This window comes from Streptomyces sp. NPDC093221 (genome assembly GCF_044753885.1).
Taxonomy (GTDB): Bacteria; Actinomycetota; Actinomycetes; order Streptomycetales; family Streptomycetaceae; genus Actinacidiphila.
Genome location: NZ_JBIVOA010000004.1, coordinates 759,699 through 778,650, shown reverse-complemented (window position 1 = coordinate 778,650; position 18,952 = coordinate 759,699). Strand labels below are relative to the sequence as shown.

The following is an 18,952-nucleotide window of genomic DNA, read 5'->3' as shown; positions in this document are numbered from 1 at the left end:
GAATGCCCCTTCGGGGCGGGTGGTGACCTGTGGGACCGTCGTGGCTGGTCGCGCCTGCGCGGCGGCAGCCGCACATCGAACGCGGCGCCGGGCCCCTGGAGGGATCGGCTCACCGATCCGGGCCGGGACGTGCCCCGTAGGGGCGCGGGGAACTGCGCGACCGGCCCCCACCGGCTGGTGGTCCGGGGACCGACCGGAATGCCTCTCCGGGGCGGGTGGTGACGTGCGGGAGCGTCGTGGCTGGTCGCGCCCCCGTGGCGGCAGCCGTACATCGAACACGGCCCCAGGCCCCTCACGACACTGCCTTGCGCAGGGCCAGGGCACCTCGCGGCGGCCTTGGGGAACCGCGTTCCGCGCGGTGCGGGGACGGCGGCCGAATGGCCCATCGGGTGTTTGGGGGTGCCGCCCGGCCGACGGGGTGGGGTGTCACCCGGATGGGTCGGAGGCCGGGGACGGGGCGGGCGGGGACAAGAGGGCGCGGCGGTACGGGGGTTGGGAGGAGCCGGGCGGCCGGAGGCGGCGGCAGGGAAGGCGGACAGCGACGGCGCCGGGTTGGGTGGGGAGCGTGCCGGTCCCCCCATGAGCGGTCGCCAGACCGCCCCGGTGCGTGGAGAGACCGCATGCGCTCTGGACGTGCCCCCGGACGGACAACGGCCGCCCTCGTCGCGGGAACGGCGCTCGCGCTGGCCCTGGCCGCACCCGCCGCGCGGGCCGACTCCGACCTCACGTCCTTCGGCTTCGGTGTCTCGCCGACCACCGTCGTGCCCGGCGGGAAGGTCACCCTCACGGCCACCGACTGCGCCGGCCGGGCGACCGCCTCGGCCCCGGCGCTCTTTGGCGACGTGACTCTCGGCAAGGGCGACGGGCCCGGGCAGGTCGCCACCGCCACGGTGGACGGCGAGGCCAAGCCCGGCGCGCGGTACGACGTGACCTTCACCTGCGGGAGCCAGCGGGGCACCGCCGCGCTGACCGTCGCGGCCGGTACGACGTCCACCGGTACGACGTCCACCGGTACGACGTCCACCGGTACGACGTCCACCGGTACGAAGCCGACCGGCGCGGTGCGGACCGGCGCGGTGCGAACCGGCCTCGGCGGCGATGTGTCCGCCCCGAACGCGCGGGAGATCCTGGCGGGCGGCGTCCTGGTCGCCGCCGCGGGCGTGCTCGTCGTCCGCCGCAGACGCGCCACCCGCGGCTGACGGCGTACCGCCGCCGGCGAGGCTCCCTCGCGCGGTCGTCCACGCGCACCTGACGCGCATCCCCACGGAGCCCCGACTGAGTGTCCCGTACGAGCGCCCGTAGGAGCGGCCCGTACGAGCGGCCTGCACGAGCGGCCCGTACGAGCCACCTGCACGAGCCGCCCAGAAGGCGGAAGCGCGGCCCCGTGGCGGAATGTGGGACGCTGGATAATGTCCCTCATGGCGATAAATCATGCCAAAGCTATCCTGGTGGTCCGTGTGGCCCGCCTCGCGGATGTGGTCAGATGACCGCCGCCCGACCCCGGAGCAGGTGCATGACGGCACGCAAGCGGCCACCAGGTGGCGGCTACGACCCCCGCGTGGGGCCTTTCCCGACGGGTCTGCCGACGGCCCCGGAGATCGGCCCCGGGGAGCGGCTTGCCATGAACGGCATGGGCACCTTCGACTGGGACCTCGACCTCGGCACCTTCGACCTCGACCAGGCGGGACTGGACGTCTTCGACCTGCGCCCGGAGGAATTCGACGGCCGGATCGACTCGCTGGTGCTGCGGGTGACCCCGGAGGAGAGCGCCCGCCTCGACATCGCGCTGCGCAGGGCCCTGCAAGCGGGCCGCCGCAGCTACGGCGGATACTTCCAGGTCACCCGCAGGGACGGCGCCAAGCAGTGGACGCACACCCAGGGCGCCATCCTGCGCGACGACCTCGGCAACGCGTACCGCGTCCTGGGCATCGTCAGGGACGCGACCGCCGAGCTGACCCAGACCCCCGCGCCCAGCACCCCGCCGCCGCGGCACGAGCGCCGCAGCCTGCCCTCGATCGTGCGCCGTACGATCGAGGCGCTGTCCACGGCCGTCACGGTCGACGACGTCATCGCGGTACTCACCGGCGCGGGCGGCCTGGAGCGCTTCGGCGCCGACGGACTGACGCTCGGCCTGATAGAGACCGGCAATCTCAAGGTGGTCGCCTTCAGCGGCCGGGAGATGTCCTTCTACGAGGGGCTGCGGCTGCGGCGGCTCGACGACTCGCTGCCGCTCACCCAGGCCGTCATCACGCAGCAGCCGCGGTTCGCCACGGACTTCCCGGCGCTGGCCGAGAAGTTTCCGCTGCTGCGCGCCCAGATGAAGCCCGGCGCGGGCGTCGACTCCGACAGCAACTTCGCGGCGGCCTTCCTGCCGCTGGTCGCCCAGGCCCGCTCCATCGGCGGCCTCGCGCTCTTCTACCACGACCGCACCGAATTCCGGCCCGAGGACCGCGAGCTGTACATGACGCTCGCGGGCATCCTGGCCCAGTCCCTCCAGCGCGCGATCCTCTTCGACCAGGAGCGGGAGTTCGCCACCGGCCTCCAGGCCGCGATGCTGCCCCGGCACATCCCGCGCGTCGACGGCGCCGAGATCGCCGTCCGCTACCACGCGGCGCGCAGCGGGCGGGAGGTCGGCGGCGACTGGTACGACGTGGTCGCGCTGCCGCAGAACCGGGTCGGCCTGGTCGTCGGCGACGTGCAAGGCCACGACACGCACGCCGCCGCCGTGATGGGCCAGCTCAGGATCGCCCTGCGCGCGTACGCGGCCGAGGGCCACCCGCCGTCCACCGTGCTCGCCCGCGCCTCCCGCTTCCTGGCGGAACTGGACACCGAGCGCTTCGCCACCTGCGCCTACGCGCAGATCGACCTCGCCACCGGCTCCGTCTCCGCCGCCCGCGCGGGCCACCTCGGGCCGCTGATCCGGCACACCGACGGGCGTACCGGCTGGCCGAATGTGCGCGGCGGCCTGCCGCTGGGCCTGGCCACCACCCTGGAACTGCACGAGTTCCCCGAGACCCGGATCGACCTCGTGCCCGGCGAGACGCTGGTGTTCTGCACCGACGGCCTGGTCGAGGAGCGCGGTCTGGACATCACCATCGGTATGGAGGCGCTGGCCGAGGCGGTGCACTTCGGCCCGCAGCCCGCCGAGGCGCTCGCCGACCACCTCGCGGAGAACCTCTGGGAGCGCTGGGGCTCGGGCGACGACGTCGCGCTGCTGATCCTGCGCCGCGCCCCCGACACCGGCACCCCGCGCGCCCCGCGGATGCACAGCTACGTCCACCAGGCCGACCCCGAGGGCCTGGCCGACGCCCGGTCCGCCCTGCGGCAGGCGCTCACCGACTGGGGCCTGGCCGACCTCGCCGACGACGTGGAACTCGCCGCGGGCGAGCTGCTGGTCAATGTGCTGCTGCACACCGAGGGCGGCGCCGTCCTCACCCTTGAGGTGCTGCCGGAACCGGTACGCCGGGTGCGGCTGTCGGTCCAGGACCGGTCGAGCGTCTGGCCGCGCCGCAGATCGCCCGGCGAGGCGGCCACCTCGGGCCGCGGCCTGCTGATGATCGACGCGCTCGCCGCCTGCTGGGGCGTGGAGCCGCGCGGCGACGGCAAGGCCGTCTGGTGCGAATTCGACCCGGACGAGACCGGTACGGACGGCTGAGCCCCCACTCCCGGGACCCGGCCGCCCGTACCGCCGCCGCGCTCAGCTCACGTTCAGCGCCGTGTCGTCGATGACGAACGAGGTCTGGAGCTTGGAGCCCTCGGTCCCGGTGAACTTGACGGTGACCGTCTGCCCCGCGTACGCGCCCAGGTCGAAGGTGCGCTGCTGGAAGCCGGAGGCCGCGTTGACGTTGGAGTACGTGGCCAGGGTGCTCAGTACGGTGCCGGAGGAGTTCAGGACCTGCGCCTTGAGCGTGTCGTAGGCGGTGGTGCCGGTCTCCGCGGTGTCGATGTGCAGCCAGAAGCTCAGGCTCGCGGCGCAGCCCGCCGGGATGGTCACCGACTGCGCGACGGTGTCCGTGGTGGCGGTCCCGTAACCGTCGAGCCACGCCTTGTACGAGCCGCTGTGCGCCGCCTGCGACGCGTTGTTGTTGATGACGCCGCTGGTCGCCGTCCACGACGAAGTGCCGGACTCGAAGCCGGGGTTGGCCAGGAGCTGGCGCGCGGTGCAGGTGCCGCCGGTCGGCGGGGTGGTCGGGGGAGTGGTGGGCGGCGTCGTGCCGCCCGATCCCGAACCGGCCAGCCAGGCCGTCGCGTTGAGCGCGAGCGCGGCGTCGGTGCCCGCCGGGTCGTCCCAGCCGTTGTAGAGGGTGTTGCCCGACTGGCCGGTGCCGTCGTCGGCGGGTGAGCTGTCACCCCAGATCGCCACCCGGCCGCTGCCGAAGGTGCTGGTGACGAAGAACGCGCCGGTGTTGCCGGACGAACCCGTCTTGTACAGCAGCCCCTTGACGTTCGGATTGTCGGCGGGCTTGAGGGTGAAGGTGGTGCCGTCGCGCAGGATGCTGCCCGTCACGTTGCCGAACGGGCCGTGCAGCACCGGGTTGGACGCGTCACTGATCGCCCGCGGATTGTCGGTGCTGATGTCCAGCAGGTCGACGGAGAAGCCGAACGGGTCGGTGTTGTCGACCCCGTTGCTGGTCAGCAGGTCGTTGATGACGCAGGGGGAGTCGCAGCCGTCGTTGTTGCGGTCGCTGTTGTTGTGGTCGGAGATCAGGAAGAGGCCGCCGCCGTTCTGCACGAATTTCATCACGGCGGTCTTCTCGGCCGCGCTCAGCTTCACGTTCGGCTCGGGCAGCACGAAGGTGTCGAAGTTGCTGAGGTCCTGGGCGTTGGAGCTGTTGCCGTAGGTGATCGTGCGGCCGGACGGCAGGGTGTCGAGGGTGTACCCGCCCGCCTTCTGGAGCGCGACGCCCCAGGCGGAGAAGGCGCCGGTCCAGTCCGTCTCCTTGGTGGGGTTGGCGTTCTGGCCGAGCGGGTCGGGCTGGCTCGTGCTGATGATCCAGTCGGCGTTCCCGGCCGTCTCGGCCTTGGTGTTGTCGAAGAGCACGCGGTGCGTCGTCGCCGCGGCCGGCGCGACCGGGGCGCCGGGGGCGGCCTGAGCGGAGCCGCCGCTGAGACCGGCCGCGCCGAGCGCGATCGCGCCCAGTGCGGCTGCCGCGCCGATCAGCACACGGCTGCGGGGCACACGGGTTCCAAGCATCCGTCAACCTCCAGGTGGGGGGCGGTCAGTGGGGGTGCGGGAGATGATTCTGCGCGCGTAGAACCTGTGACTGATGTGCCGTGCGTTACGAGCGGGTGAATGCTGCCGGTCGGCTCTCGCCGCGCGCGTCCGGTGGGTGGGGGCCGGAAACTCCGCGCGTCACTCTAGGCTCATGACGCGACCCTGACAACATTGCCGCCCGGTGCGCCGGTGCGCCGGTGCGCCGGAGCGCGGTTCGCAGTCCCCGAACCCCCGATCCCCGAACCCCCCGGCCCCCGAACCCCCGGTCCGGCACCCCCCCTGCCCCGGACATACGTCCGCCTCCCCGTGTGAACCGTCATCACATACGGGGAGGCGGACGCGCCTACCGCGGCGGGCGCGGCGTCGCGGTTACTGCGACACGCGCACGTAGTCGATCAGCATGCGCTGCGGGAAGACCGTGGTGGCGTCGGGCGCTCCGGGCCAGTCACCGCCCACCGCGTTGTTGAGGATGATGTAGAACGGGTGGTCGTACACCCACGGACCCCTGGTCGCCTCCACCGTCGCCTTGTCGGCGGTGAAGAAGGCGTGGCCGTCCACCGAGAACGTCATGTGGTGGGAGTCCCAGTCCACGGCGTAGGTGTGGAAGTCCGAGGCGAAGTCGCTGCCCGCGAGGGTGTACGGGGACCCGTAACCGTTTCCGCCGTTGTAGGCGGGGGCGTGCAGCGTGGAGTAGACGGAGTCGGCGACCTTGCCGACGTGCTCCATGATGTCGATCTCACCGGAGTTGGGCCACGGCGTGCCCGTCTTGAAGTTGGACCCCAGCATCCAGAACGCGGGCCACAGACCCTGCGTGCCGCTCACCTTGATCCGCGCCTCGACGTGGCCGTAGGTGAAGTTGAAGTGGTCCGAGGTGTTGATCCGGCCCGAGGTGTACTGGTGGCCCTGGACGTTCTCCTTCCTGGCCTCGATGACGAGGTTGCCGTTGCCGTCCATCGAGGTGTTGTCGCCGTTGGTGTAGTACTCCAGCTCGCCGTTCTGCCCGCCGCCGATGTCCTGGGTCCACTTGCCGGTGTCCGGCTTGGTGCCCGCGGCGCCGTTGAACTCGTCGCTCCACACCAGGTGCGTGGGGTTGCCCGGGTCGGGCGGCAGGGCGGGCGGCGCGGTGGGGTTGCCGCCGGTGCCGTAGACGTCGAAGGTCCACAGCGAGTACCCGTAGCCGTTGCTGCGCGCGGTGCCGTACATCCGCACGTAGCGGCCGGTGCCGTCCACGTTCAGGGTCTCCTTGAAGCCCTTGCCGGTGGTGGTGGAGTAGATGCTCGTCCAGTTGGTGTTGTCCGGCGAGACCTGGATCTGGTACGCGGTCGCGTAGGCCGGGTCCCACTGGAGGACGACCTGCGTGATGTGCGCGGTCGCGCCCAGGTCGACGCTGATCCAGCCGGGGTCGACCCAGCCGTTGGTGTCGCTGGTCGCCCACCGGGTGGCCGGGTCCTCGTCGAACGCCTTGGCCGGCGTGCAGCCGACGCAGCTATTGGCGTTCTGGTAGGTCGAGGCGGAGGCCGGCTTGTTGTACGACAGCAGGACCGCGCCGCCCGGCGGCGTGGTGGGCGGGGTGGTCGGGGGTGTGGTGGGGGGAGTGGTCGGCGGGGTCGTGCTGCCGCCGCCACCGGTGAAGATCTGGAACTCCCAGAGCGAGACGCCGTATTGGGTGGCGCGCGCGGTGGTGTAGACCCGGACGTAGCGGCCGGTGCCGGTCAGGGTGATCAGCTCGGTCGCGCCGGGGCTCGTGGTGGTGGAGTAGGCGTTCGTCCAGGTCGTGCCGTTGGCCGAGACCTGGATCTGGTACGCCTTCGCGTACGCCGTCTCCCAGCTCAACTGGACACCGCACACGTTCTGCGAACTGCCCAGGTCGACCTGGAGCCACTGCGGGTCGGCCGCCGCGCTGGACCAGCGGGTGCCCATGTTGCCGTCGACCGCGGCCGACGCGGGGGTGCCCGCGTTCTCCGTGGACGAGGCCGTCGCGGGCTTGTTCAGCGCGGAGTTGGCCGTACCGCAGGCCGCGTTGCCCGTGCCGGTGGAGCCGTAGACCTTGAACTCCCAGAGCGAGACGCCGTATTGGGTGGCGCGCGCCGTGGTGTTGATCCGGACGTAGCGTCCGGAGCCGGTGACGTCGAGGGTTTCGGTGCCACCGGCGCCGGTCGTGGTGCTGTAGACGTTCGTCCAGGTCGTGCCGTTGGCCGAGACCTGGATCTGGTACGCCTTCGCGTACGCCGTCTCCCAGTTGAGCACCACCTGGGAGAGGGTGGACGTGGCGCCGAGGTCGACCTGGAGCCACTGCGGGTCGGCCGCCGCGCTGGACCAGCGGGTGCCGAGGTCGCCGTCGACCGCGGCCGACGCGGGCGTGCCCGCGTTCTCCGTGGAGGAGGCGGTGGCCGGTTTCGCCTGCGAGAGCAGGGTGCCCGCGGCCTTGGCCGGAGTCTGTGAGACCGCCAGCGCGAGCGTCGCGACGAGGGCCGCGACGAAGGCGAAGATCAGCGATCTGGGGAATCGTGTCGTGGGGGACGGAAGGGTCTGTGGGGGGTTGCCGATCACGGCGTCTCCTGATTGGTCGCCGAGCGAGAGAGCGCTCTCTGAATGCTGCGATGATTACGGCGCTGTTGCTGACACGTCAAGAAAGTGAACGAGATTCGCCCCGCGAATTCACTCGGACCCGCCTTGATGTCGACACCCGAAGGGTCAACGAACCACTCGTCCCGATAAGGGAGTTAAGCGGCTTGTCGCTGTGTGCAAGAGCTTGAGACGGTGAACATGACGATGGCGGCGGAGAAAAATCTCCGCCGCCATGATTGGTCCAGTCCTGCGTGTCAGCCGCAGGTCAGTACCGGCCCCGCCCAGTCGGCGTGGTCGGAGTCGTTGCCGTTGCCGCCGTCGGTGACCACCAACCGCAGCTCCGTACCGCCGCCCAGAGCGGCCGTCAGATGCCGGGCCGTGTCACTGCCGGTCACCACCCCGCTGTCGGCCACCAGCGTCGAGTCGCGGTAGATCTGGAAGTCCACCGAGCCCTTGCTGCCGACCTCGTCGTCCACCCCCACATCGGCGGTGACCGAGGAGCACCCGCCGCCCAGGTAGTAGACGACGGTGCTGGCCGCGTGCACGCCCAGCCCCTTGCTGTACGTGGTGCCGCCGACGGTGAGCGTCCTGCCGTCGCCAGCGGCCTGTTCGCCGTTGCTGCGGTCGCGCTCGACCGGGCCCCAACCGCTCACCGCCGACGACCAGTTGAGGTCGCTGAGGGCGTGCGTGCCGGCCGAAGGGCCTTTGCCGCAGGCCATCTTGGCGTCGGCCCAGTCGGCGTGGTCGTAGTTCATGCCGTCGCCCGCGTCGGTGGCCACCAGCCGCAGCGTCGTCCCTCCGGTCAGGTCGGCGGTCAGGTGCGCCGCCGCGTCGTTGCCCGTACGGGTCCCGCTGTCGGCGACCAGGGTGGAGTCGCGGTAGATCTGGAAGTCCACCGAGCCGTTGCTCCCCACCTCGTCGTCCACCCCGACGTCCACGGTCAGCTTTCCGCACAGACCGCCGACGTAGTAGGAGATGTCACTGGGCGCGTGCACCCCGAGTCCCTTCGCGTACGTGGTCCCGCCGATGGTGAGCGTCCTGCCGTCGCCCGCGGCCTGTTCGCCGTTGCTGTGGTCGCGCTCGACCGGGCCCCAGGCGTTCACCGCCGAGGTCCACGACAGGTCGCTCAGCTCGTTGAGCCCGGTCGGCGGCGGCACCGGGCTGCCCGGGGTGACCCGGAACATCACCGTGCCGTGCGCGGGCACCGACGCGCTGATCGTGCCGCCGGTGCTCGATGTCGCCTTGGACCACAGGTCCTTGAGCGCGTACGAGGACGCGCCGCCGACGCCGACGGCCTGCGCGGTGGTGCTGACGGTCTGGGCGGAGGCGTTCTCATTGGTGAGCGTCACCGCGCGGTCGCCGTTGGCCAGTGGCTTCGACATCACCACGAGGCCGCCGGAGGAGGAGACCACCGAGCCCTGCTTGCCCAACGGGTCCTGGTCCACCGCGATCACGTCGGCGTTCTTCAGGATCGTCAGCGTGGCGGCTGACGCGGTCCTGATGTCGCTGCCGATCAGCAGCGGCGAGGCCATCTCCGACCAGAGGCTGAAGTGGGTGCGGTACTCGGTGTCGGTCATGCCGCCGTTGCCGACCTCCAGCATGTCCGGGTCGTTCCACGCGCCGGGCTTGGCGTACGGCGCGAGCTGCTGGTTCTGGTGCGCGATGTTGATCATGCTGGACCACGAGTCGCTGATGTCCCCGGTCGTACGCCAGGAGTTGCCGACCGCGGGCGCCCAGTTCCACGGCTGGTTGGAGCCCCATTCGCAGATGCTGTAGAGGATCGGCCGGCCGGTGGCCTTCAGCGCGTCGCCCATCGCCTTGTAGCGCTGCTGCGCGTCGACGTTGTTGTTGTTGCAGTTGTCGTACTTGAGGTAGTCCACGCCCCAGGACGCCCACAGGTTGGCGTCCTGCTGCTCGTGGCCGAGGCCGCCGGGGAAGCCCGCGCTGTTGCAGGTCTTGGTGCCCGCGGAGGAGTAGAGGCCGAATTTCAGCCCCTTGGAGTGGACGTAGTCGGCGACGTTCTTGATGCCGTCGGGGAAGCGCACGGGGTCGGCGACGAGGTTGCCCGAGGCGTCGCGGCTGGGCAGCGCCCAGCAGTCGTCCAGGTTGACGTAGGTGTATCCGGCGGCCTTGAGGCCCTGGGAGACGAAGAGGTCGGCGATGCCCTTGACCATCGCCTCGTTGAACTGGGACCCGCAGCCGGTGGAGTTCCAGTTGTTGAAACCCATCTGCGGGGTCAGGGCCAGGCCGTTGTCGAGGGCCGCGGCCGGTGGTGCGGCGGCGATCTGAGCGGTCACGGCGGCGGTCGCGGCCAGTGCGGTGAGTCCGGCTCCCGCCCCGGCGACGAGGGTGAGCGACGCGGCCGAGGCCGCGAGACGCTGCCGGAGGTGGTGTGTTTTGGTGTGTCGTTCGTGCGGCATGTGCGGCTCCGAGTCATTTCAATGGCGCACAATCCAACGGGGTCGAACGAAAGCAACCACATTTCAGCGGTGCAGCGTGAGCATGTCAATAAGCGCGGTGCGGTGAACCCCGAAGTGCCGTGCGCCAATCCCGAATGACCGTACGAGGCGCGCCACCGGCCGTTCCGGAGGAGATCGACTTTAGGGTGGGCCCGGACCACTGAGATCGCCGAGAGCGGGAACGTGCACGGGATGCCCGACGTACCAGAACCCATGGTCAAGCTGGTCCGGTGGACCACGGAGCCGGCCGCGGCCCAGACCCTCAGGTCCACCGCCGCGGCCGTCATCGCCTATGTCGCCGCCGTCCAGCTCACCCCGCAGCCCGCCCCGCTGACCGCGCCCCTGACGGCTCTGCTGGTCGTCCAGGTCACCCTCTACTCCACGCTGACCACCGGCATCCGGCGGGTGAACTCGGTGGTGGTCGGCGTCCTGATCGCCATCGGCTTCAGCGCGCTGGTCGGGCTGAGCTGGTGGAGCCTGGGTCTGACGATCTTCAGCGCGCTGCTGATCGGCCGCGTCGTACGGGTCGGCGAGTTCGTGCCCGAGGTCGCGATCAGCGCGATGCTCGTCCTCGGCGTGACCCGGGTCGCGGACACCGCGTGGGACCGGGTGCTGGAGACGCTGATCGGCGCGGGCGTCGGCCTGCTGTTCAACCTGCTGTTCGCGCCGCCGGTCTGGGTGCAGTCCGCGGGCGGCTCCATCGAGTCGCTGTCCCGCCGGATGGGCGCCCTCTTCCGCGACATGGGCGGCGAGCTGGCCGGACACCTCCCCGTCGAGCGCGCCGCCGCCCGGCTGCACGAGGCGCGCCGCGTCGACCACGACATCGTCGAGGTCGACGCCTCGCTGCGGCAGGCGGAGGACAGCCTGCGGTGGAATCCGCGGGTCCGCGAGGGCGTGCTCTCCCGGATCGTGCTGCGGACGGGGCTCGACACCCTGGAGATCTGCGCGGTGGTGCTGCGCGTGCTGTCCAGGACGCTCACCGACCTCGCCAAGCACCGCACCGAGGAGTCGCTGTTCCCCGACGACGTCGCCGTCGAACTTGAGGAGCTGTTCGACCACGTGGCGCACGCGATCGAGAGCTTCGCCGTACTGATCACCACCCAGGTCGCGGCCAACGCGCAGTCGGCGGAGGAGCAGCTGGCGCAGGCCCTCACCGACAGCACGGCCAGCCGTGACAGGACCGCCCAGCTGCTGCTCGCCAAGGTGCGCGAGCACCCCCGGCAGTGGCAGCTGCACGGCGCGCTGCTGGCCGAGGTCGACCGCATCCTGGACGAGCTGGCCGTCGAGAAGCGGTCCGAGCGCCTGGTGGAGGAGCTGGACCGCTACTCGCGCGAGCAGAGCGACCGGCACCCCTGGCTGCACATGATCAAGAAGCGGCTGGGCGCCGCCCGTGCGGTCCTGCGCTGACGGCCGGCGCGCGAGCTCGCGTCAACGTACGGCTGACGGGCGCGGCGACCGTATACGACCGTACGGCTCAGGCCCCGGTCTCCTCCTGCGGGCCGAACCAGTCGAGGCAGACCACCAGCGCGTCGTCGTCCGCTTCGTGCCCCCGGTAGTCGGGCAGCTCGCGCAGCACCGCGCCCGGCACGTCGGCGGCGGGCAGCAGACTCGTCGCCGACAGGCCGCGGATCAGCGCCCGGTCGCCGTACGCGTCGCCCTCGGGGGAGTACGTGGCGTAGACGCCGTCGCTGGCGAACAGCAGCCGGTCGCCGGGCAGCACCTGGAACTCCTCGGCCACGTACAGGGTCTCCTCGAACATCCCGAGCGGCAGCTGCTCGTCGAATGCCACCCGCTCGACGGTCTTGCCGCGCTGCCGCCACAGCCGGGGCGACCCGGCGTCCACCACCTGCACCACACCGCTGGGCACGTCGAAGGAGAGCAGCAGCGTGGCGACGTGGGCGGCGCCGCGGTAGCGCGACCACAGCGCCTGGTCGGCGAGCGCGGCCTGGTCGGCGATGCCGATGCCCGCCCGGCGCGCGTTGCGCAGCGCGTTGACGGCCAGGCTGGTCAGCAGGGACGCGTCGATGCCCGCGCCCATGCCGTTGGTGATGGCCAGGGTCAGGGTGTCCGGGCTGGCCGACCAGTCGAAGTTGTCGCCGTGGATGGCGTAGGCGGGCTCCAGCTGGGCGCCGAGCGCGTACTCGGGCCGGGCGAAGGCGCGGCCCGGCAGCAGCTCCCACTGCATCTCGGCCGCCAGGGTGAGCCGCGTGGCCCTGCGCGCGATCAGATAGTGGTCGGTGTCCCGCTCGGCGACCACCAGTTCGCGTCCGAGCAGCTCCGCCACCTCGGCCAGCTCGCCGACGCCCTGCACGGCGTGCCGGTCGGCGGGCAGCACGACCGTGAGGATGCCCAGCCGGTCGCCGCGCACGGTGACCGGCAGATGCACGGTGACCTCGCCGTCCCGCCCCGCGCGCTGCTCCACCGGCTGCTGGCTGCCGAACGCCCTGCCCTGCGGGGTGTTGTGCACCGGCAGCGAGAGCCTGGCGGGCGCCGAGACGTCGACCGACTGGAGCACCGTGGTGCTGTAGTCGGCCAGCAGCAGGTCGGCCGAGACCGTGCCGTAGTGCTCGGCCAGCGCGGTGCGCGCGGTGTCCAGCAGAGCGTAGGGAGCCGCGGAGCGCAGAGCGCGTTCTACGGCCAGGAAGTTCGTCACGGGCGGGACAGCCTTTGCTATCGGTGGGAGAGACGGCGGGTGGGGGGCTGAAGCGGTGCTGACGGACGGCGGCGGTGAAGGGGGTCGGGGACGGTGGCCGAGGTGAGGGCGGGGTGACGAGGTGGGGCGCGGCGGGTGGCAGGGGGCCCGTGCGGGGAGGCGCGGGCTGACAAACCGCCGTCGTCAGTGGCACAGTGGCCAGGTGCCCCACATCGTTCCGCCTCACCGCCATGAGCAGGTCGCTCATGAAGCCAGTGCTGTGTCGGAACTGCTGGAGGTCCTGTGGGGGAGAGGCCAGGAGGCCGCACCGTCCGGCCCCCTGTCACCGTCGCAGGTGCGGGCGCTGTTCGCGATCGAACAGTACGAGGGCGCCAATCTGCGGACACTGGGCGACGCGCTGGGATCGCGGCCGTCCTCGGTGAGCAGGCTCTGCGACCGGCTGGAGGCGGTCGGTCTGGTGGACCGGCAGACGAGCCCGACCAGCCGCCGCGAGGTGGAACTGCGGCTGACCCGGCGCGGGCACGCGGCACTCGCCGAATTCCGCGACTTCAGGGCCCGCGAGGTGAAGGCCGTGCTGGGCCGGATGGCGCCGGACGAGCTGGCGGCGCTCGCCGAGGGACTGACGGCCTTCCGCCGTGCCGCCGCCGGTGCGGCCGTACCCGGTGCGACCACCGCCGACCCCGCACGCCGTGCGGCGGACTCCGCCTAGCATCACGCACCGCTCCCCGCCCCGGGCGCTGTCGCCCGCGCACTCGCATCCCGACCCGCACCCATGCCGTGACACGAACACGTGTGCGTCGGCACAGACTCTTGTCCGATGGATATTGTTGTCAAGTGGCAACGATCTTACTAGGGTGGCTCGCGTGACTGCGCATGTCGGGCAGCACGGGGGCGACGGAACGCCTCGTACGGCCGCCGGTGCGGCAGAGAGTGAAGGAAGCGCTGTGAGCGGTGGCGGAGAGGGTGCCGGGAGACCGGTCGAGGTGGCCGTCCGCCGGGCCGGGACCGCGCTGGTCCTCGCCTTGCGCGGCGAGCTCGACCTGGAAACCCTGGAGCCGCTGCGGGCTGCGCTGGCCGCGGCCAGGCGCGACGACGCGCCCCGCGTGGTGCTCGATCTGTCGCAGGTCACTTTCTGTGACTCCTCCACGGTGAACGAGTTGCTGCGGGCCGATGTCGATCTTGGCCCCGGTCGCCTGTGGCTCGCCGCTCCCTCTCCCTTCGTCGCCCGGCTCTTCGGCCTGGTCGGACTGCCGATGGTGCTGGCCGTCCGTGACTCCGTCGAAGAGGCGCTGGCCGGCTCCGACGACCGCGCGTAACGCTCGGCGCCGCACTGCGCGCCTTCCCCTGAAGCACGGGGGCGAACCCGCTGTGACGTGAGACCGCTCTCACGCGTACCCACTGTCACCCGACCCGCCCACGCGCGGGCGCTCAGGCATGTCCGGAAACCGGCAGGTCCGCCAACTGGCTTTGCCATGGCATGAATCGTTGCCTTCCGAGGCGTAGACGCCGCCGTAGCGCGTCTGTAACACTCTGCCAACACAAACGCAAATTTTTCGCAGAACAACGATGGATCTGCATGGGAAGAGCGCAACTTCATATGCTCAACCCGCACGTTTCGGATAGTCCGTCTCCTGAACCTCCCACCGCTCCGGTCGCGACGAAGCGCCGGACACGACATAGAGGGACGCTATGAGAACGAAGCGCTCCATCCCACGGCTGATGGCGGGGGTGACCGCGACGAGCCTGCTGCTCCTGGGCGGGTCCGCTCTTCCCGCCATGGCATCGGGAGAGCCAAGTCCGGCGACCGACAGCGCGGTCTCGGTCAGTAGCACCAGCGGCAAGAACAGCGCCGCCCACCTCAACGACGGCGACCAGAACACCTATTGGCAGAGTTCGGGCAAGTCCCTGCCGCAGTGGGCGCAGATCGACCTGGGCCGCACCACCCGCATCGACCAGGTGCGGCTGAAGGTCCCCTCGGGGTGGAAGTCCAGGTCGGAGACGCTCTCGATCCAGGCGAGCGAGGACGGCGAGACCTTCAACACCCTGGTCGGCTCGGCGAAGTACACCTTCAGCCCGTCGACCGGCAACACCGTCAAGATCTCCTTCCCGGCCTCCATGGCGCACTACGTGCGCGCCGAGGTGACCGGGAACTCCGCCGGGTCCTCCGCCCAGCTCTCCGAGATCACCGCGCAGGCCGCCGCGGCCTCGACGGTCAACCTCGCCAAGGGCAAGCCGACCGCGGAGTCCAGCCACGCGGACGTCTACGGCTCGGGCAACGCCGTTGACGGCGACGCGAATTCGTACTGGGAGAGCTCCAACAACGCCTTCCCGCAGTGGCTCCGGGTCGACCTCGGCTCCGCGGTGGCGGTCAACCAGGTCGTGCTGAAGCTGCCGCCGGCCACGAGCTGGTCGACGCGCACGCAGACCCTGGCCGTCCAGGGCAGCACCAACGGCACCACGTTCACCGACATCGTCGCCTCGGCGGGTTACTCCTTCAACCCGTCGTCGGCCAACACGGTGACCATCAACTTCAACTCGACGACGACCCGGTACGTCCGGCTGAACATCACCGGCAACACCGGCTGGCCCGCGGGCCAGATATCCGAGTTCGAGGTGTACGGGCCGACGACCGGTGACACCACCGCGCCGACCGCGCCCGCCAACCTGGCGTACACCCAGCCCGCGTCCGGCCAGGTCAAGCTGACCTGGAGCGCCTCCACCGACGACACGGGCGTCACCGGCTACGACGTGTACGCCAACGGCGCGCTGCGTACCTCGGTGGCCGGGAACGTGCTGACGTACACCGACAGCCAGCCCGACACCGCGACCGTGGCGTACTACGTGGTCGCCAAGGACGCGGCGGGCAACCAGTCGGCGCACAGCAACACCGTGACGCGCGCCGGCACCTCGGGTGACACGCAGGCGCCGACCGCACCGGGCAGCCTGGCGTACACCCAGCCCGCCTCCGGCCAGATCAAGCTGACCTGGACGGCGTCGAGCGACAACGTCGGTGTCACCGGCTACGAGGTCTTCCGCAACGGCAGCCAGATCGCCACCACCGCGGCCAACGTGCTGACCTACACCGACAGCCAGCCCGACACCGCGACCGTCTCGTACTTCGTACGGGCCAAGGACGCGGCCGGGAACGAGTCGGCGAACAGCAACACGGTGACCCGCAACGGCACCAGCGTCGGCGGTACGAACCTGGCGGTCGGCAAGCCGATCGTCGCGTCCGCCACCGTGCAGAACTTCGTCGCCGCCAACGCCAACGACGACAGCCTGTCGACGTACTGGGAAGGCAGCGGCACCAGCACCCTGACCGTCTCGCTGGGCTCCAACGTGGACACCAGCTCCGTGGTGGTCAAGCTCAACCCCGACGCCTCGTGGGGCAACCGGACCCAGACCATCGCGGTCTCCGGCCGGGAGCAGAGCGCGAGCACGTTCACCCAGCTCTCGCCCGCGACCGCGTACAACTTCAGCCCGTCCACCGGCAACTCGGTGACGATCCCGGTCTCCGGCCGGGTCGCTGACGTGCGCCTCACCTTCAGCTCCAACACCGGTGCGGGCGGCGGCCAGGCGGCCGAGTTCCAGGTCATCGGCGTACCGGGGCCCAACCCCGATCTGACCGTCAGCTCCCTGACGGCCTCGCCCGCCTCGCCGATCGAGACCGACCCGATCACGCTCAGCGCGACGGTGAAGAACATCGGCACCGACGCGGCGGCCTCCACCGACGTCAACTTCTACCTCGGCACCACCAAGGTCGGCACCGGCACCGTCGGCGCGCTGGCCGCCGGCGCGAGCAGCGTCGTGACCGCCAACATCGGCGCGAAGGACGCGGGCAGCTACCAGCTCACCGCCAAGGTCGACGAGTCCAACAAGGTCGTCGAGCAGAACGAGACCAACAACAGCTACACCAACCCGACCGCCCTGGTGGTCAAGCCGGTCGACACCTCCGACCTGGTGGCCTCGCCGGTCGCCTGGTCGCCGGGCAACCCGTCGGCGGGCAACAACGTCAACTTCTCGGTGGCCATCAAGAACCAGGGCACCGTGGCCTCGGCGAGCGGCGCGCACAACGTCACGCTCACCCTGGCCGACGCCACCACCGGCAGTGTCATCAAGACGCTGACCGGCTCCTACAGCGGCGCCATCGCGGCCGGAGCGACCACCAGCCCGATCAACCTGGGTAGCTGGACCGCGGTCAACGGCAAGTACACCGTGAAGACGGTGATCGCCGTCGACGCCAACGAGGTGGCGACCAAGCAGGCCAACAACACCAGCACCCTGTCCTTCTTCGTCGGTCGCGGCGCCAACATGCCGTACGACTCGTACGAGGCCGAGGACGGTGTGCTCGGCGGCGGCGCCCAGGTCGTCGGTCCCAACCGGACCGTCGGCGACATCGCGGGCGAGGCGTCCGGCCGCAAGGCGGTGACGCTCAACTCCACCGGGCAGTCGGTGTCCTTCACCACCCGCGCCAGCACCAACACGCTGGTTGTCCGCTACTCCATCCCGGACGCCGCGGGCGGCGACGGCATCAACTCCAACCTGAACGTCTACGTCAACGGCACGTTCCTCAAGGCCATCGACCTGACGTCCAAGTACGCCTGGCTGTACGGCAACGAGACCGGCCCCGGCAACAGCCCGGGTGCGGGCGGCCCCCGTCACATCTACGACGAGGCCAACCTGCTGCTCGGGACGACCGTCCCGGCGGGCAGCACGATCAAGCTCCAGAAGGACGCCGCGAACACCAGCACGTACGCGATCGACTTCATCAACACCGAGCAGGCCACGGTGATCCCGAACCCGGACCCGACGAAGTACGTCGTGCCGGCCGGCTTCACCCAGCAGGACGTGCAGAACGCCCTGGACGCGGCGCGACAGGACACCACCAAGCTCGGCGTCTACCTGCCGACCGGTGACTACTCGACCGCCCAGAAGTTCCAGGTCTACGGCCGGTCGATCAAGGTGATCGGCGCCGGTCCGTGGTTCACCCGCTTCCGCACTCCGGCCGACCAGTCGAACACCGACGCCGGATTCCGCGCGGACGCCACCGCCAACGGGACGACGTTCTCCGGATTCGCGTTCTTCGGCAACTACACCTCGCGCATCGACGGTCCCGGAAAGGTCTTCGACCTCTCCAACGTGGCCAACATGACCATCGACAACATCTGGGTCGAGCACACGGTCTGCATGTACTGGGGTGCCAACACCGACAACATGGTGATCAGCAACTCCCGTATCCGTGACACGTTCGCCGACGGCGTCAACATGACGAACGGCTCCACGGACAACCACGTCTTCAACAACGAGTCGCGGGCGACCGGTGACGACAGCTTCGCGCTGTTCTCCGCCATCGACGCCGGCGGCGCGGACGAGAAGAACAACGTGTTCGAGAACCTGACGTCGCTGCTGACCTGGCGCGCGGCGGGCGTCGCGGTGTACGGCGGGTACAACAACACCTTCCGGAACATCTACATCGCGGACACCCTGGTCTACTCCGGAATCACCGTCAGTTCGCTGGACTTCGGTTACGCGATGAACGGCTTCGGAACCGTGCCGACCAACATCCAGAACGTGTCGCTCGCCAGAACGGGCGGTCACTTCTGGAACGGCCAGACCTTCCCCGCCATCTGGCTGTTCTCGGCCTCGAAGGTGTTCCAGGGAATCCGCATCAGCGATGTGGACATCACCGATCCGACGTACAGCGGCATCATGTTCCAGACCAACTACGTGGGCGGTCAGCCGCAGTTCCCGATCACGGACACCATCTTGACCAACATCTCGATCACCGGTGCCCACAAGAGCGGTGACGCGTACGACGCGAAGTCGGGATTCGGTCTGTGGGCCAATGAGCTGCCGGAGGCCGGTCAGGGACCGGCCGTTGGTTCCGTCACCTTCAACGGTCTGCACCTGAGCGACAACTTCCAGGACATCAAGAACACCACCTCGACCTTCACCATCAAGGTCAACAACTAAGGGCAGCCGCTGAGGAGCGGCCGTCAGCTGGGAGGTGTCCGCGTTCGGCTCTCGAACGCGGGCACCTCCCGCATGCGTTCACGG

The 18,952-nt window shown here is 70.3% G+C and carries 10 protein-coding genes; 6 read left to right on the top strand and 4 right to left on the bottom strand.

The window, feature by feature from the left end; all coding sequences use genetic code 11:
* Positions 1-620 precede the first annotated feature (620 nt).
* Both ACIQCJ_RS20310 and ACIQCJ_RS20305 read left to right on the top strand, forming a co-directional pair.
* Positions 621-1,199, top strand: a complete 579-nt coding sequence (locus ACIQCJ_RS20310; RefSeq protein ID WP_402712104.1) for a hypothetical protein — start codon at positions 621-623, stop codon at positions 1,197-1,199.
* Between the two features lie 314 nt (positions 1,200-1,513).
* Complete coding sequence (locus ACIQCJ_RS20305; RefSeq protein WP_391050727.1) at positions 1,514-3,655, top strand: SpoIIE family protein phosphatase; 2,142 nt, start codon at positions 1,514-1,516, stop codon at positions 3,653-3,655.
* Between the two features lie 42 nt (positions 3,656-3,697).
* Here ACIQCJ_RS20305 and ACIQCJ_RS20300 read toward each other — a convergent pair whose 3' ends face one another.
* From ACIQCJ_RS20300 to ACIQCJ_RS20290, 3 genes are all read right to left on the bottom strand, one after another.
* Positions 3,698-5,194, bottom strand: coding sequence for a hydrolase (locus ACIQCJ_RS20300; protein WP_402712103.1), 1,497 nt, complete (start codon positions 5,192-5,194; stop codon positions 3,698-3,700).
* Positions 5,195-5,584: 390 nt separating this feature from the next.
* A complete protein-coding gene (locus ACIQCJ_RS20295) occupies positions 5,585-7,705 on the bottom strand; it encodes a discoidin domain-containing protein (protein ID WP_391050749.1) in 2,121 nt (706 codons plus the stop codon).
* Positions 7,706-8,037: 332 nt separating this feature from the next.
* Positions 8,038-10,203 (bottom strand): NPCBM/NEW2 domain-containing protein, encoded by a 2,166-nt coding sequence (locus ACIQCJ_RS20290; RefSeq protein WP_391050731.1) that lies wholly within the window; start codon positions 10,201-10,203, stop codon positions 8,038-8,040.
* A 231-nt stretch (positions 10,204-10,434) separates the two neighbouring features.
* On the opposite strand from ACIQCJ_RS20290, the gene ACIQCJ_RS20285 reads away from it, so the two are divergent.
* A complete protein-coding gene (locus ACIQCJ_RS20285; protein ID WP_355347699.1) occupies positions 10,435-11,649 on the top strand; it encodes an aromatic acid exporter family protein in 1,215 nt (404 codons plus the stop codon).
* A 67-nt stretch (positions 11,650-11,716) separates the two neighbouring features.
* On the opposite strand, the gene ACIQCJ_RS20280 is transcribed toward ACIQCJ_RS20285, so the two are convergent.
* Positions 11,717-12,895, bottom strand: a complete 1,179-nt coding sequence (locus ACIQCJ_RS20280; protein WP_355347696.1) for a PP2C family protein-serine/threonine phosphatase — start codon at positions 12,893-12,895, stop codon at positions 11,717-11,719.
* A gap of 202 nt (positions 12,896-13,097) precedes the next feature.
* On the opposite strand from ACIQCJ_RS20280, the gene ACIQCJ_RS20275 reads away from it, so the two are divergent.
* From ACIQCJ_RS20275 to ACIQCJ_RS20265, 3 genes are all read left to right on the top strand, one after another.
* A complete protein-coding gene (locus ACIQCJ_RS20275; protein ID WP_355347693.1) occupies positions 13,098-13,604 on the top strand; it encodes a MarR family transcriptional regulator in 507 nt (168 codons plus the stop codon).
* 235 nt (positions 13,605-13,839) lie between these two features.
* Entirely contained in the window at positions 13,840-14,211 is a 372-nt protein-coding gene (locus ACIQCJ_RS20270) for an STAS domain-containing protein (protein ID WP_355347690.1), read from the top strand.
* 373 nt (positions 14,212-14,584) lie between these two features.
* Positions 14,585-18,868 carry a discoidin domain-containing protein gene (locus tag ACIQCJ_RS20265; protein ID WP_402712102.1) on the top strand — a complete coding sequence of 1,428 codons (4,284 nt, stop codon included), beginning with the start codon at positions 14,585-14,587 and terminating at the stop codon, positions 18,866-18,868.
* Positions 18,869-18,952: the final 84 nt, after the last annotated feature.

Bases quoted from the DNA above. Each gene is read 5' to 3' on its own strand.
- ACIQCJ_RS20265 (WP_402712102.1), top strand. From the start codon at position 14,585: ATGAGAACGAAGCGCTCCATCCCACGGCTGATGGCGGGGGTGACCGCG.
- ACIQCJ_RS20310 (WP_402712104.1), top strand. From the start codon at position 621: ATGCGCTCTGGACGTGCCCCCGGACGGACAACGGCCGCCCTCGTCGCG.
- ACIQCJ_RS20305 (WP_391050727.1), top strand. From the start codon at position 1,514: ATGACGGCACGCAAGCGGCCACCAGGTGGCGGCTACGACCCCCGCGTG.
- ACIQCJ_RS20300 (WP_402712103.1), bottom strand. From the start codon at position 5,194: ATGCTTGGAACCCGTGTGCCCCGCAGCCGTGTGCTGATCGGCGCGGCA.
- ACIQCJ_RS20285 (WP_355347699.1), top strand. From the start codon at position 10,435: ATGCCCGACGTACCAGAACCCATGGTCAAGCTGGTCCGGTGGACCACG.
- ACIQCJ_RS20290 (WP_391050731.1), bottom strand. From the start codon at position 10,203: ATGCCGCACGAACGACACACCAAAACACACCACCTCCGGCAGCGTCTC.